The organism is Clostridium sediminicola, from assembly GCF_050402865.1.
In the GTDB taxonomy this organism is placed as follows: Bacteria; Bacillota; Clostridia; order Clostridiales; family Clostridiaceae; genus Clostridium_AF; species Clostridium_AF sediminicola.
The window spans coordinates 74,770-89,685 of sequence record NZ_BAABMF010000001.1 but is presented as its reverse complement, the minus strand read 5'-3'; the positions used below and the strand labels follow the sequence as shown (position 1 = coordinate 89,685).

The following is a 14,916-nucleotide window of genomic DNA, read 5'->3' as shown; positions in this document are numbered from 1 at the left end:
TCTGTTGGGTGTTTGAATATTATATAAACAGTCTTCATATTTTCTATATTTCTTCAACATTAAAGAATGATACTGCAGACTCTCCTTTTTCAAGAAGAGCAACACCAAACATTCCACTCTTCCAGGTGCTATCTTTATGTTCAATTACCTTTTTACCGTCAATACTAAATATAATATTCTCATTCTGGACCTCTATTTCAAAATTGTATTTCTTATTGAACTCCCATTTATAAGGTATCGTCACTAACCTAGTGTAGCCAAAATCATTTATAATCAAGGATACTTTATTTTTCCCATCAAATCCAGCTAAATAATATCGCTGAATTCCTTTAGATCTAAACATTAAATTATGACTATATCCATTTATTGCAATTACATTAGCTTTTAATTTAATATTTTTGGTAAAATAATTTCCTGTATAAGCAGAACATTCATTATAAGATACGCATTTCATCCAATTATTTTCTATAGTCCACTCCCCTTTGTTGTGAGAAAATGGAGTAACACATAAAAACTCATTCGACTGCTTAGAAAAATCAATACAGTATTTGGATTTACCATAAACTTTAAAATCATCTATAAATAATCGCCCCAATGCCCTATTAGTTCTTTGAGAAGGAGACTCTATAATTATTCCTACTTCATCTATTAATGCACCTTTAGTATCAGGAACAGTAAATTCAATAAGGTTCCATATGTTGTTTTCAATAATTAAATTTTCTAATTTAATTTCTTCATTATTAAAAGTATTTCTAACAAAAGGAGTAATTATTATCTCACTACCCTCCCACTTTTCTAGAAAAACTTTCATAGATACCTTTTGCCCTGAATAAACTTTTGGTGCAAAAGTAGGTTTATATCTTTCATCTTCAAAATCACTTCTTCTATAAAATGGTTTATAAAATACCTTACTGGAATCACCCTCTACCATTCGGTCAAATATTACTTCAAGTGATCCGTCACTATTATATCCCTTTTCAAAACTATGCCGTATCAATGTTTTAAATCTGTTAGATGTTCTAAATCCATGAGTAGTTCCTGGAAGTTCAAAATCGAAATATATCTCTCCCTCTCTATAACTTTTCAATAAGTCATTAGGTACTTCCTCATCAGATAGATTATATCCCAGCAGAGCTATTTCCTTTGCAAAAGTTGGTGCATCTATTATATTTAGATACCCTACAACACTAGAGGTTACAATGAAATCATTTATAGGCTTTCGATAATAATCAGGTATTCCCTCTAATCCAGCAAAAACTCCTACTATTGTACCAACATTACCTGCATTACAATCAGTATCCCAGCCACACATTGTAGCTATTTCAATAGTTCTTCCAAAATTACCCTGACCATATATTAAAGCTAATGCACATACACCTGCATTGGGAATTATATGACAGATTCCAGGGTACTTATCATAGCCCCAATTATTTTCCAAATATTCTCTACAAAGCATGAAATCTGCTGGATTACTCTTTGAAAATTTCTGTACAGCATTAACTACCTTTGCATAGTTACTCCCTTTTGGAATAACTGATAAACCAGCCTCTAATATTTCATCCATATTCTCTGCTGAGAATGCCTTTGCAATACAGGCTGCTATAAATCGTGCTCCATATAACCCATTTTTATCATGGGATACACTAGCTGCTTTTTCTGCATATTGGGTAGCCTTTAAAACATTATCCGGACAAATTAGTCCCCAAGTGTCTATAAATATCTGTCCACCTATCTGTTCTGCTAAAACTATTCCATTTTTATCAACTGAGCCAGAAATAGGAGGCTTTATTCCTTTTTTTAAGTTAAGAAAAGCTGTATGTTCAGTACTTACGCCTTCTCCACCCCACCAGAACATTCCTACTCCTTCTCTTGAGTAGTTAAGCCAAGCTCTTCCAACATCCTCAGAAGTAAGTTCTCTATCACTGGCATCATCATAAAGAGCTCTAATAAAAAATACAGGTCCATTGACATCATCATCAGCAGCAAAATTTTTATAATCTTTTACGTAACCTTTGATATCACCGTAAATTTTTTTTATTCTATCATAAGTCCAGGAGGTTGGTTCTACAGGCGCACCTAGTCTTATACCTATATTCATTCCTAAAAAACCAGCATAAACCTTTTCTAAATAATTTGTAGGAATCATACTGAATACCTCCTAAAGAATAGCCTTTATTAAATTTTTTTTCTTTTCGCTCTCTCTAATATCCATTTCAATTATATCTTTTGAAACACTGCAGAATTCATCAGCGCTTTCCATTAAATCTAATTTATTTACCTTTTCAAGCATGTCAATATCACTTTTTTTCATTATTGTATAACCATGCATTGCCCCTAAAATCACTCCAATCATTACACCTATGGAGTCTGTATCTCTTCCTGAATTTATTCCATCTATTATAGATTCGTAAAAATCACCATCATTCAAAATTATATAAGCTAAAGCTATAGGTAGCTCCTCTATACTGAATATTCTACTTTGAGTATAGTGATTTGTGGGAATTCCAACCTTATCAATACTTCTAGAAATATCGTTTCCCATAGGAGAATATTTTGCTAAAATACTATGAAAACTCTTTACTATTCTATCCTTATCATCTTTATTGACTTTTAATTCTCTTGCTGCATCTGTAAGTTCTTTAATTGCTTTTTTAGTTCCATCTTTAGCTAAAGAAATAGCAACTTCAATTATATCTTCTACACTAATATTTTTTTCAAATGCTTTAGAAACGCATGCCGCTAACACCCCTGCTGCTTCTAAACCATAGCTACATTGATGTCCCATAGCAAAGGAAATTGCCTCATCATAAGCAGCCTTGGGGTTACAGGCATTGACAACCCCAATTGGTGCAATGTACATTGCAGCACCACAATTGACCATGTTGCCAATACCCCCTTCCCTAGGATCACAGTTTGAAAGTACGTGACGAATAAAAATATACTTTTCAGGATAGAAAAGCCTATCAATTATCAAAGCCTGCCTGCCAAACTCTGGTATATAAGTAGGTCTGAACGCTATCTCCTTAACAAATTCATTACCCATATCAAAAGAGTCTATATGTGTTCTCTTAGTGTTATAAACTCTCATAAGCGCCAAAGTCATTAATGTATCATCAGTTATAATGCCTCTGCCCCTTATACGGTTTAATCTCTGCTCAGGTGGAAACTCTTCTTTATACCACTTTGTATCTAAAGTTGTAACTCTTCCATACTTGGCTTTAATTTCCTCATAACTAAGCTTTTCTATAGAGGCTCCTATAGCATCACCAAAGGCTGTGGCTAAGACAACACCTCTTACTCTTTCCTGAAAAGTAATCATTATTCATCCCCCTCAACTATTTTAAATTTTCATTTGCGTATTCGGTAATTTCTTCTCCACCAGCTTTATACCACTCTTGAACAAATTTATCAAAATCATTTATTGGCTTCTTACCAGTTATAATATCTGCAGAATACTCTTTGTATAGATTTTCCATAGCATCCCATTTTGCTGTAAATTCTTCTGGAATCATGAAGTTTATATCTTTTTTATAATACTCTCCTGTTGACTCAAGAGATTTTTGACCTGGCTCACCAAGTAATCCTGACTTTAATGGTATTGAAGGTTTGAATTCATTAGGTTCCCAGAACCTAGCATACCATTCCTGAGCTTTTTCTGTTAATTCTATTTTTCCATCAACAACTTTATAATGTTCGTTCTCGAATCCAAGTCTGTCTAACATTTGTCCTTCTGTACTTGCAAGATAATCAAGTATTTTGAAAGCTATTTCTTTGTTTTCAGACAAAGCAGATATTGCTATTCCTCTTGTTTCTTTTGTTACATCAGTTGCACCAAATCCCTGACTTTTTCCCTTTGCTGGTGGAAGTACTACAAGACTTGTATCATTAGCTTTCTTCATTTTTCCATCATAAATATCTACTACTTTACCTGAAGTTCCTGATATAACACCAACTTCACTATCATAAAAAGCTTTTTCCTTAGTATCCCATTTCTTAGTTGTATACTCAGGATCTAAAATACCTTCTTTGTATAGTTTGTTATAGAAAGTAAGTTTTTCTTTTTCAGAATCAGATACTAAAGAATAAACATATTTTCCATCTTCACCTTTTAACCAAGTAGTTGTATTTCCAAAAGCCATATCAAATATGCTATCTATTTCCAATAATTTTCCTGCAACAGTTATTCCATATGAAGGTTTTCCTTCTCCTCCAGGAGTATTAGTCTTTAACTCTTTTAAGAAATTATAGTAATTATCAATAGATGGATCTTTCATCAAAGCATCTGCAGTTTCCATTTTGTCAAACCAATCTTTTCTTATAACAGGTATCTTCTGTGAAAGAGGTTTTATCCATAATAAATATGGGTAATTTTTCATTCTTTCTGTGTTATACGGTTGCATTATATTTTTGATATTCTTTGACTTTTCGATATATGGAGTTAAATCTTCAAGTAATCCTTGGTCTGCAATTTGCTTATCTCCACCTTGGAAGTAAATAATATCTGGAATATTCTTACTTAAAAGCATCAAGTTAAGTTTTTCAGCATAATTTCCTTCAGGCATGTCTATAAGTTCAATTTTTATGTCAAGATTTTCGTTCTCTTTCAAGTCTTTTTCTAATTGCTTAAAATAAGCTACCGCAGTCGGATTCGACGGACCTTCATCCTTCATAACCAAACGTATTGTTACAGGTTCTTTAGTTTCGGCTGCATCATTGGTTGATTTCCCATCATTTGTTGATGTAGTCTCTTGTGTTCCACCACAAGCAACAAGGCTAAACATTAAAGCTACAGCGGTTATGATACCAATAAGTCTTTTTTTCATAATTTACCCCCTAATTTTTATATATTAAGTTATGGATTAATGATTTTGGCTATTCTTTAAAACAGAGCCATAATATAAAACATAACCTTATACCTATTCCTTAACTCCACCTTCAAAACTTCCCTTAGCATAATATTTTAGAATAAAAGGATAGAAAACCAATAATGGTACTATAGCAAGTATAATTGTTCCTGCTTGGAGTGAAACGTAATCTAGCTGAGCCATATCATTATAAGAAAGCAAACTATTAACTCCCAACATTGCCGTAGTATCTTTTACCACAACAAATTGTCTCAAAACAAGTTGTAGTGGCCATTTAGACCTACTATTCAAATATATTGATGCCTTAAAGAATTCATTCCAGTGGAATACTCCATAGAACAAACCTAAAGTTGCAATAGCAGGCTTAGACAAAGGTAGCATTATTTTGGAAAATATAGTAGCGTGCCCTGCACCATCAATCATTGCCCCTTCTATAATGCTCTCTGGTACATCTTCAAAAAACCTCATTAATATAATAAGATAATAAACGTTTACAGCCTTGTATAAGATTACTGATAAATATTTATCTATAAGCCCTAGCTTCATTATTACTAAATATTCCTGAATCATGCCTGGTTGAAATACCATTATTATTATTAATAGTACTGTGAAAAATCTTTTACCAACCAATTTGGGCCTTGTCAAAACATAAGCTGACATTGCTGTTAGTAATAAATTTATAAAGGTTCCTGTAGCAGTGATAAATATTGAATTAAAAATACTTTTCCCAATCTGAGGATTTGAAAACAATACTTTATAATTTATAAATGACAATCCTTTTGGGAGTATATCTAAACCTCTCATCTTATGCGCATTCACAGGATCAGTCAAAGAAAGAGCCAAAATATTTAAAATTGGAATTAACATAGTGAGTGTAATAAAAAATAAAACCGAATATATAATTACAGAAGACCATTTTATCTTTTTCATTTTAACCCTCCTAGTAATATACCCTAGAATATTCCCTTTCCAGTTAATTTTTTTGATAAAATATGTGTACCAAATATCAATACCACACCTATCACTCCTTTAAACAAACTGGCTGCTGTAGCATATGCATATTGACCGTTCAATAAACCAATCCTGTATACATACGTATCTAAAATATCTACAACACTTATTACGGAATCATTCATTAAGTTTATAACTTGTTCAAAACCTGCATTCATAAAGAATCCCAAGTTTAAGATAAAAACTGTTATAATAGTTGGTTTTAATTCTGGCAAGGTTATATATCTCATCTGCTGAAGCCTTTTAGCACCATCCATGTATGCTGCCTCATAAAGAGAGGGACTTATTTTCATAATAGCAGCTAAATAAATGATGGAATCCCATCCAGAACTCCTCCACATTTCTGAGAAAACCAATACCCATCTTATGCTTCCTTTACTTGTAAGGAAATCAATTGATGGCATATGGAAAAAATTAAGTATAATATTTATACCTCCACCAGAAGGACTAAGAAGACTAATCCATATCCCAGCAATAACAACCCAGGATAAAAAGTGGGGTAAATATACAACTGATTGAACATATTTTCTAAAACCAGTACTTCTAACTTCATTTATTAATAGTGAAAATATTATTGGTATTGGAAAGCAAAAGACTATTTTCATTGTACTGATGATTGCTGTATTTTTTAATACACTAAAAAAAGCCGGAGAACTAAATAAGACTCTGAAGTGCTTCAAACCTACCCATATATTATCTCCAATAATTCTGTAATCTTGAAAAGCTAATACCATCCCGAATAATGGGATTATATGAAAAATTATAAAGTAAATAATTGATGGAAGGAGCATAACGTATAATAGCCAATCTTTCCTTATTCTTTTAATATTATTTCTAGATTGCATAACTACTCTACCTCCCTCTAAATCTCAAGATTCATTAATGGAGCATGCTGTTGTGCTCCATATACATCCCTATCTCCTACACTTCCTGATGATACATCTCTTAAAATAGTAATTTTAAATCCCAATGCTTTATCAAAAAATACTATCCTACATACTCTCTCTGCAGTAATGTTATATAATCGACAAATGGTATCCACATTTATTTTTCCTGAGTTCTTTACTTTTAGATAATTTTCTTTATTATCAAAGAGAACATCAAGTGTTAGTTCAAAAGGTCCTGAATTCTTACTTCTTAAAACTTTAGCCAATTCAAATAATGACACCATGATTACCTCCATAAATATTCAATTTTAAAAGGCTCCATTCCATTTTTAACCTTCATCAAATGATATATTGAGAATTCGTATACTGGTCCAAATTCAATATCACTTGGTGCAAATGGGAATGCTAAATTTCCTGCTGTTGATTTTCTTCCCTCATACCCATAATGTAGAAAGGTGGATCTTACCGTTGCACATATACTTGATGCAAGTTCTTGTGTCTCTGCAACTACTTCAAATAAAGTACCTATCTCGTGACCTTTAAACACTTCAATTTCTTTGTTTCCCATAACAGCATTCTTTCCATAGTTATAAAAGTTTATTTTGTATTTTTGTCTAGGAATTTCCTTATAGTATTGGTAAACTTGCTCTACCACCAATTTTTCTACTTCCTCAATAGAATTTAAAAGAATTGGATCTCTAACTCCTGCTAACGCAAGTGTTCTGTAACTAACTTTCCTTGCACCTTCAAGTTTTATAAAGTACTCCTCAGATTTTATAAATCTGCTATTACGTACTTGTACCACACCATCTTCAACTTCTCTAAATTCACATTTACTTAAATCTAATGTAAAACCTGGACCATTAAGCATATAAGGATGTTCTTTTTCATAGAAAGTATGAGCTGCAACACTTGTTTCTCTACACTTTCTTATAGGATTTAAAGCTTTTACTCTAAAGTCATTCTCTGTTAATATTCCCATGATACAGTCTTTTGTAGTACCTGGTTCTGCACAAAGAGCTCCACATTCTAATATCTTGCCTAAATGATAAGACAAACCTAGTTCCATACCATAATAAGCTCCAACCGCTGCAAAAGGTGAAGGGTCATATGCTCTTCCACAAAGGATAATGTCACTTTGATTTTTCAAAGCTTCCAATATTGGCTCATGTCCCATTTGAGCAACAATACTATTAGTTTTATAAATAATCTCATTTGTGAGACACTTTACTCCATCTCCTAAAGGTGATATTCTTCCTTCTCTTAAAGCATTATCAATTTTCTTCTGGGAAAAATCTGCCCAAATAACTGCAATTTTTGCCTTTAAGCTTTCTTCTCTTAATATTTCTTCAATAATATCCAAAGTCCAATTTACATGGGGTTTCGCTCCAGCTCCTCCTGCAGAACCAATTATTACAGGTATTTTATTCTGCAATCCTTGGGATATTATTATCTTTATATCCTTTTTTGCAGCTCGTCTACTCACTATGGATACACCTGCCCCAAGCTTATGAGGACCAGCATCTGTGGAACCTGCATCCACAACAATTGCATTAGGATTTTCATTTATACCATCCAGAAATGATTTTTCTGGAAAACCATACCCAAGCATACCACAGGGCGATAATATCTTTACTTCTTTCTCCAAAATCTCGCCTCCTCGGTTATTTTTAAACAATCCCTAAGTCTATAGTTTTATTTATATCTATACATTCTATAGACTTTTCAACCATACTCAAATGCTTCATTATTGCATCTTTAGCTGCATCTTCATCCCTAGATTTGATTTTTCGAATAATATATTTATGCTCTTGGATAACTTCACTCCTTCTCTTTTTATTTCTAAAACTACTTTCTCCTAACTCACGTATTAAGTCATAATAAATATCAATAAAATTAATGAGAAGAATATTTTTAGAAAGTTCAGCCAACTTCAAATGAAAATTATAATCTAACAAGTTTTTATCATCACTCAAATTAACATTTGTCAAGAATTCTTCCATCTCTTCAATTTCTTTATCACTGGCACTTTTAACTGCCAGTTCTACTACCTTTTGCTCCAATGCTTCTCTCATTTGAATTAAGTCTTTATATGTTGCCCTTTTAAAAGACTTTAATAAAGAATTATTTATAAAGTTACTCTCTGAAAGTTCCCTAATATAGGTTCCATCCTTAGGTTTCCTGCTTATGTATCCTTTATATTGCAAAATAGTTAAAGCTTCCCTCAAAATACCTCTACTTATTCCCATTTTCTCAGCAAGAACTGTTTCAGTGGGTAATTTATCACCAGGTTTTAGTTGTCCATTTTCTATCATCATAATTATTTCTTCTGCCACTTTATCTGATAATCTAATTGATTTGATATTTTTGAATTTCATATTCACCCTCCAAACTCTTGGAAACATCTTTTATTCATAGTTAAATTGTTCTACAGTTTAATTGTTTAACAATTTAATTATATATTACCATTTATTTACTGTCAATAATTTCCATTTAACTTAGTCAAAAAAAATAAAAGTGCACATATGCACTTCTATTATAATTAATTTCAATTTTATTCATTCTTTAGTTTTCCAAGCTCCATGAAACATTCTAATGCATATTCCATAGATTCTTTAGTAGTACCAATAGCTGAGAGATATCCATATTCTACACCAATAAGACCGCCTTCTGGTGTAGCCCACTTTTCAACCAATTCTTGGACTTCAGCTTTGATTAAATCTTTATCTCCTGTAGGTAAAGTTGCTTGAATATCAACAGCAGCTTCGAAACATATTTTACCTCTAGCAATTTTACTAACTTCATCGATATCTACCAATCTAGGCTGATGTATATTTAATATATCTATACCAATATCAATAAAATCTTGAAGAATTTCAGTAATCATACCATCAGTATGAAATCTTACATGCATTCCTGCTTTATGTGCAGCTTCTACTATTTTTTTATAACGTGGTTTAAATACCTCTCTAAATATAGGCGGGGGAATAAGTAATCCTTGTTGGGAACCCCAATCGTCAGTTGTGTCATAACAATGAATTCTGCCTTTTCCATGTTTATAAGCCTCTTCAATTATACCTATCTGATATTCCATTAATTTATCTGCTAATATTTCAATATTTTCTTTATCAATCATAGTATCAACTAATGTGTTTTCAAATCCTCTTAAAAAGTGCATTCTTTCAAAAATACAATGTGGACTATTTAACTGAACATACAATCCTTTTTCTTCTGCTTCTTTTAGTGCTTCTTCAAGATTATCAAATCTTCCTTCTGCATGAGGATCTGGCATTTTATAATCCTCAAAATCTTCCCACTCTTTTATTGGACTTTCAGTAACCTGTCCCATATCTACTCCACTACTATCTGATGAGTCCCAAAAACATCCCCATTCATCAATTTTCCCTGGTATTGGTCTAGGTTTTTTTAGCATATTAACATGTTCATCGTCTCTAAGTTTTCTTGGTTTTTGTACAAATATTCTAAATACATCGCTGACATTACCTATCCTGTTAAACCTAATACCTATTCTTTCAGGTTTTGTAAACTCAACATTACCTTTAATAATCTCATAACCCGTCATTCTTCCACCAACCTTACCTACTAAATATATGTTTTATCAAAGTCATTTTCAAATCTTTATTTTGAGCTCTCTTCAATAATACTGTTAATCAACTCTAGCATCTCCGAGTTATTTTTACATTTTCTCATTCTTTCTGAACTGTTTGGTGCCATAAGAACTGCTACTATTTCTGTCATCATATCTATATGCGATTTATTATCTTTTGCACAAAGTGTAATTACTATATCAACTGGATCGTTAACTTCGTGATTAAATTCAACTGGTTTTTTTAAAGTCATAATAGATATACCGATTTTTAACACTCCTGCAGTAGCCTTTGAATGAGGAAGAGATATTCCAGGAGCAAGTACGTAATATGCTCCTGCTTTTTTTGTATCTTCAATTATTGCATCAGCATATCTCATCTCTGCAAAACCTGCATCTGCTAATATTTTTACGCCCACATTTACTGCTTGCTCCCAATTATCCACTTCAACATTTGTAGCTATTAGGGCATTGTTCATTAATAGCTCTTTAAGCATAAAATCATTCCTTCCGTCAAATAAATATTATTTGTTTAATTCCTCTGGAAAATGTTCTTTACAAGCCTTCAAAATCAACTCTTTCATTGCTACTGTATCAATTAAATTTAGCGTAGTTGCAACTTTTACATGAGGCGGAATCATTATCATTCTTTCCCATTCTGGACTTGTTATTAATAAGTCAGTCTGCATAGCAAAAGTAGTTGCTTCCCCTGCTGAACATGATTCTATATGATGCTCTATTCCCAATTCTTGACATATAGTGCTGACGTTTATCTTCAAAATTGTACTAGTTCCCATTCCATTTCCACATACACATAATATTCTTAACATAATATTCTCCTTTTAAATTTATTTTTGTATTTTATGGTGCTCCTATTTTATTAAGAGCACCATAAAATCAATGTAAAATATAACTTTATTCCTTATCCTAAACTGGAGCAATTCCTAAAGCGCTTCCGATTAGTTTCAATATTCCGATAATTCCAAGCCAAACTGTTGCCCAGTCAAAACTTCCTTGCCAATAACCAATATCCATTAACCCAGCAACAACTGCTGTACCAAATATTTGTATTAATCCTGACATAAAAGGTAATGCTGCTGCAGCTTTCCAACCACCTTTTTTATTTGCAAATACCCCTATCGTTGCATTATCAAAGAATAATGGAATAAATCCTGGAATTATTAATATAGGAGCTTTAAAAACTATCAATCCTACGATACCACATATTTGACCAACTGCACCAAATACAAATCCTAACATTACAGCTTTTGGAGCAAATCCGAATATTGCTGCTGTATCAACTGCAACCACTGCACCTGGAAGAAGTTTATTTGATATACCTTGGAAAGACATCATTAACTCACCAACGAATAATCTAACACCAGTTAATAATACGTATACGCTTGCTGCAAGAGTTAAAGCAGTTTGTATAGCATAAACAACTATATTTTTTCCACCAGACATTTCAGCAACGCCTTCGCCACCTATTGCGAAGAAAATTATGATTACAGAAGTAAAGAATACTATAGCTGATGCTACTATATTATCTTGAATAATATTTAACCAACCTGGAAGCTTAATTCTTTCAACATCATCTTCTGCTTTACCAAATAATCCACCAAATTTATAAGCTAAGTAACTTCCTAACATTTGTTGGTGACCAATTGTAAAATCAGCTCCTGTAATTTCCTTAGTAGGTTTGATAAGTATCGTAGAGAAAATCCCCCAATATAAAGCTGTTATAGTACCAGCTATTAAAACTGTTGCTATCATACCAGTTTGCAAGAATCTCCAAACTATATAAGTTGCAATAGCTGTTTGAACAAGCATAACATTACCAGTTAAAAATACCGCACGAATTTTTGTGTATTTTCTAAATATAACCAAAATAATATTTACTATAAATGCTGCTAACATAGTATAAATAGACCAAGAAGCAAAATCTCCTAACTTATCATTACATGCGACCATTGTTGAATATGTATCTAATAGTACCCCTGAAACTCCAAAATTTTCATTCATTGCTGTAACAAGCTTTCCGAAATTCCCAATAAGTTGTCCTGCACCTATTCCAAGAGCCAGTACACCAACACCAGCTTTAATGGAGCCGCTTACTGCCTTTGTCATTGGCATTTTCATAGCAATGTAGCCTATAAAAACTATAATTGAGATTAATAAAAATGGTTGACCTAAAATCTGTCTTAATACAATGTCTAATAATGTTTGCATTTTAACACTCCTTTTTTTATAGTAATTTATAAATTAAAATAAATACTTTGATGACTACTTTACAACTTAAGCCTTTTTTTCAATGAGATTTTGTATAGTTTCATATACCATATCATCATTGGATGCCTTAGTTATTTTTTTTATATTATCTTCATTTACGCAAAGATGGAAAACATCTTTTAGTGCCTCGAAATGACCTTTGTTATCAATTGGTGATAAAACAATTAAGAGTTTAACAATTTTGTTTTCTGGAAATTGTACCCCCTCTTTTATTGTCATAATAGACATTGATAATCTATTGACTCCATCTTCTGGTTTTGCATGAGCAAGGAAAACACCAGGGGCTATGTAAGAATAAGAACCATATGCTTCTACATTCATAATCATTGCATCAACATATTCTTCGTTTATACTGCCATCTTCAAGCAGTGGAAGAGAAACATGAGCAATTGCATCTCTCCAAGACTCTGTATTTTCTATACACTGAACGTATTCATTCTTTATAAGTTGCATTAACCCAATCTTATTCTTTTTTTCTATATTGCTACTTTTATCGTTAAAAAATTCTTTAATTTCTGTAAAAGCTGCTGTTTGATTTTCTTTTGGTATAAAATGCTTGATTCTTTCAAAAACTTCTGTTGCCTCTCTCTTTTCATAGTTCAACATCCTCAAATTCATAAAATAATTAAATATTTTATTTTTGTCATCTTTTGATAAATGTTCACTAATATAAACATAAGAAGAATCAAATTTTAGAGCAATAGTTGATATTATAGCGTCATATTTAGAATTATATTTTCTTAAACTTCTCGGTGTAACTACATCTACTATCTTGAAAATTGAAAATGATTTTTCGATTTCTTTTTTTAATCCTTTGCTATATTCAGCATTTTCTGGTACCACCAAAAGAACTTTTAACTTTAGTATGCTGATATTATATTTTCTTATATGTGATCCAAAATAAGCTGTCAAACATGATTTTTCTGCATTATTTATAGGATATCCTAATTTTTTAGATAGCTTATCAGCTGCCAAGCTAACAATCCTATAAAGCTCAGAATATCTCTTTTCTACATCTTTTGTAGCTATGTTATTCTCTAAAATACCATATTTATAGCGATAAATAGCTTTACTCAAATGACTAGAAAGATTGTAAATTAGCTGATTTTTATACTCTATATCTACACCAGTTAGAAGTTCAAAATATTCTACAAGCAATTTTGCATAGTTAACGAATTCTTTATGCTCATCTGGCTTTTGTTCTGGAATCCAAACTACTTGTGCAGAAGTAAGGTGAAGAGATATATAAAGCTTTTCAGTTTGATCTAATTCTGATAAAACTTCATTAACAGCAGAATACTCTTTTCTCTTTTTAATATCCTCGATGTCTTCAATAGCTTCAATTTCTTTAAGTAATGTTTTGTTTTTATTTTTTGTATTTTTTATACTAAGCATTAATAGGGCAATTGTCTCTAAAGTTCCTTTATAATACTGAATTCCTAATAACGCTTCAATCTCTTTTAACTTTGCTAGATATCCTTTTACGATATTGTTTTCTAAATAATTCAATATATTTTGTTTTATTAATGGATATATCTTTGAAATATAATATAACAATACTGCTTTACACTTTAAATAATCTCCTTTAACAACATATCCATTCTTTTGATTATAAGTAAGCCTCACTTTGTATTCAGCTAATTTTTTCTTTACAATTTTCATATCAGAAAAAATTGTATTTCTACTTACTCCTAAAAACTCTGAAATTTCATCTATTCCTTTTGATTCACTGTAGAGAATCAGCTCACAAATTATTATTGCAACTCTCTCATCCTGATTAAAAATATAGTTTAGGCTTCCACCATAATTCACTACAAAGTCTTTCCAAAACTCTTTATGTTCCTTAAGTAACTTAACTCCTTTATTCCTTTTACTTTTAATCTGTGTGAGATTAGCTTCTTCCATTAATTTGTTGATTTTTATAAAATCATAATAAATTCTTCTTCTTGATTCCCCGAGGAATTCAGCAATATTGTCAATGGTAACGTATTCTTCTTTTTTCACTAAATACTCCATTATTAATTTACTTCTGCTATCCAATAACATATAGCACATTGTTCTCACTCCGTTCCTCTTTGTTGATTTAATATTATCACCTTAGTTTATTTTCTGGAAGTTCAAAAATTGTATTAATTATATCTATCGTTATTACAATTTTTGAATGGTTTTGTATTATTTTTTGTTGCTATATAATGTAGTTACTCAGATTTCTATATGCTCTCTTAATAATTTTTAATTGGATAAATAGGAATTGTTT

13 protein-coding genes are annotated in these 14,916 nt (G+C 31.6%); all 13 read right to left on the bottom strand.

The features are described 5' to 3' along the window. Positions 1-43: 43 nt before the first annotated feature. Complete coding sequence (locus ACQ3F0_RS00400) at positions 44-2,146, bottom strand: ADP-ribosylglycohydrolase family protein (RefSeq protein WP_428863006.1); 2,103 nt, start codon at positions 2,144-2,146, stop codon at positions 44-46. Between the two features lie 12 nt (positions 2,147-2,158). Continuing rightward, positions 2,159-3,319: an ADP-ribosylglycohydrolase family protein gene (locus ACQ3F0_RS00395; protein ID WP_428863005.1), complete on the bottom strand. Its 1,161-nt coding sequence runs from the start codon at positions 3,317-3,319 to the stop codon at positions 2,159-2,161. Between the two features lie 16 nt (positions 3,320-3,335). Continuing rightward, entirely contained in the window at positions 3,336-4,823 is a 1,488-nt protein-coding gene (locus tag ACQ3F0_RS00390; RefSeq protein ID WP_428863004.1) for an extracellular solute-binding protein, read from the bottom strand. 93 nt (positions 4,824-4,916) lie between these two features. Beyond that, positions 4,917-5,795: a carbohydrate ABC transporter permease gene (locus ACQ3F0_RS00385; RefSeq protein WP_428863003.1), complete on the bottom strand. Its 879-nt coding sequence runs from the start codon at positions 5,793-5,795 to the stop codon at positions 4,917-4,919. Positions 5,796-5,818: 23 nt separating this feature from the next. Continuing rightward, positions 5,819-6,721: an ABC transporter permease gene (locus ACQ3F0_RS00380; RefSeq protein WP_428863002.1), complete on the bottom strand. Its 903-nt coding sequence runs from the start codon at positions 6,719-6,721 to the stop codon at positions 5,819-5,821. Positions 6,722-6,738: 17 nt separating this feature from the next. Next, the gene (locus ACQ3F0_RS00375; RefSeq protein WP_428863001.1) at positions 6,739-7,047 is read right to left on the bottom strand and encodes a DUF4387 domain-containing protein; all 309 of its coding nucleotides are present in this window, start codon (positions 7,045-7,047) and stop codon (positions 6,739-6,741) included. Positions 7,048-7,049: 2 nt separating this feature from the next. Continuing rightward, a complete protein-coding gene (locus tag ACQ3F0_RS00370; protein ID WP_428863000.1) occupies positions 7,050-8,411 on the bottom strand; it encodes an acyclic terpene utilization AtuA family protein in 1,362 nt (453 codons plus the stop codon). 22 nt (positions 8,412-8,433) lie between these two features. Further along, on the bottom strand, positions 8,434-9,141 hold the full coding sequence (locus ACQ3F0_RS00365) for a FadR/GntR family transcriptional regulator (protein WP_428862999.1): 708 nt from the start codon (positions 9,139-9,141) through the stop codon (positions 8,434-8,436). A gap of 176 nt (positions 9,142-9,317) precedes the next feature. Beyond that, positions 9,318-10,346, bottom strand: coding sequence for a uroporphyrinogen decarboxylase family protein (locus ACQ3F0_RS00360; RefSeq protein ID WP_428862998.1), 1,029 nt, complete (start codon positions 10,344-10,346; stop codon positions 9,318-9,320). 56 nt (positions 10,347-10,402) lie between these two features. Beyond that, positions 10,403-10,867: a PTS sugar transporter subunit IIA gene (locus ACQ3F0_RS00355; protein WP_428862997.1), complete on the bottom strand. Its 465-nt coding sequence runs from the start codon at positions 10,865-10,867 to the stop codon at positions 10,403-10,405. Between the two features lie 27 nt (positions 10,868-10,894). Further along, positions 10,895-11,200 (bottom strand): PTS sugar transporter subunit IIB, encoded by a 306-nt coding sequence (locus ACQ3F0_RS00350; RefSeq protein WP_428862996.1) that lies wholly within the window; start codon positions 11,198-11,200, stop codon positions 10,895-10,897. Between the two features lie 97 nt (positions 11,201-11,297). Continuing rightward, complete coding sequence (locus ACQ3F0_RS00345) at positions 11,298-12,599, bottom strand: PTS ascorbate transporter subunit IIC (RefSeq protein ID WP_428862995.1); 1,302 nt, start codon at positions 12,597-12,599, stop codon at positions 11,298-11,300. Positions 12,600-12,665: 66 nt separating this feature from the next. Further along, on the bottom strand, positions 12,666-14,714 hold the full coding sequence (locus tag ACQ3F0_RS00340) for a BglG family transcription antiterminator (RefSeq protein ID WP_428862994.1): 2,049 nt from the start codon (positions 14,712-14,714) through the stop codon (positions 12,666-12,668). Between the last annotated feature and the right edge of the window lie 202 nt (positions 14,715-14,916).

Bases quoted from the DNA above. Each gene is read 5' to 3' on its own strand.
- ACQ3F0_RS00400 (WP_428863006.1), bottom strand. From the start codon at position 2,146: ATGATTCCTACAAATTATTTAGAAAAGGTTTATGCTGGTTTTTTAGGA.
- ACQ3F0_RS00395 (WP_428863005.1), bottom strand. From the start codon at position 3,319: ATGATTACTTTTCAGGAAAGAGTAAGAGGTGTTGTCTTAGCCACAGCC.
- ACQ3F0_RS00390 (WP_428863004.1), bottom strand. From the start codon at position 4,823: ATGAAAAAAAGACTTATTGGTATCATAACCGCTGTAGCTTTAATGTTT.
- ACQ3F0_RS00385 (WP_428863003.1), bottom strand. From the start codon at position 5,795: ATGAAAAAGATAAAATGGTCTTCTGTAATTATATATTCGGTTTTATTT.
- ACQ3F0_RS00380 (WP_428863002.1), bottom strand. From the start codon at position 6,721: ATGCAATCTAGAAATAATATTAAAAGAATAAGGAAAGATTGGCTATTA.
- ACQ3F0_RS00375 (WP_428863001.1), bottom strand. From the start codon at position 7,047: ATGGTGTCATTATTTGAATTGGCTAAAGTTTTAAGAAGTAAGAATTCA.
- ACQ3F0_RS00365 (WP_428862999.1), bottom strand. From the start codon at position 9,141: ATGAAATTCAAAAATATCAAATCAATTAGATTATCAGATAAAGTGGCA.
- ACQ3F0_RS00360 (WP_428862998.1), bottom strand. From the start codon at position 10,346: ATGACGGGTTATGAGATTATTAAAGGTAATGTTGAGTTTACAAAACCT.
- ACQ3F0_RS00355 (WP_428862997.1), bottom strand. From the start codon at position 10,867: ATGCTTAAAGAGCTATTAATGAACAATGCCCTAATAGCTACAAATGTT.
- ACQ3F0_RS00350 (WP_428862996.1), bottom strand. From the start codon at position 11,200: ATGTTAAGAATATTATGTGTATGTGGAAATGGAATGGGAACTAGTACA.
- ACQ3F0_RS00345 (WP_428862995.1), bottom strand. From the start codon at position 12,599: ATGCAAACATTATTAGACATTGTATTAAGACAGATTTTAGGTCAACCA.
- ACQ3F0_RS00340 (WP_428862994.1), bottom strand. From the start codon at position 14,714: ATGTGCTATATGTTATTGGATAGCAGAAGTAAATTAATAATGGAGTAT.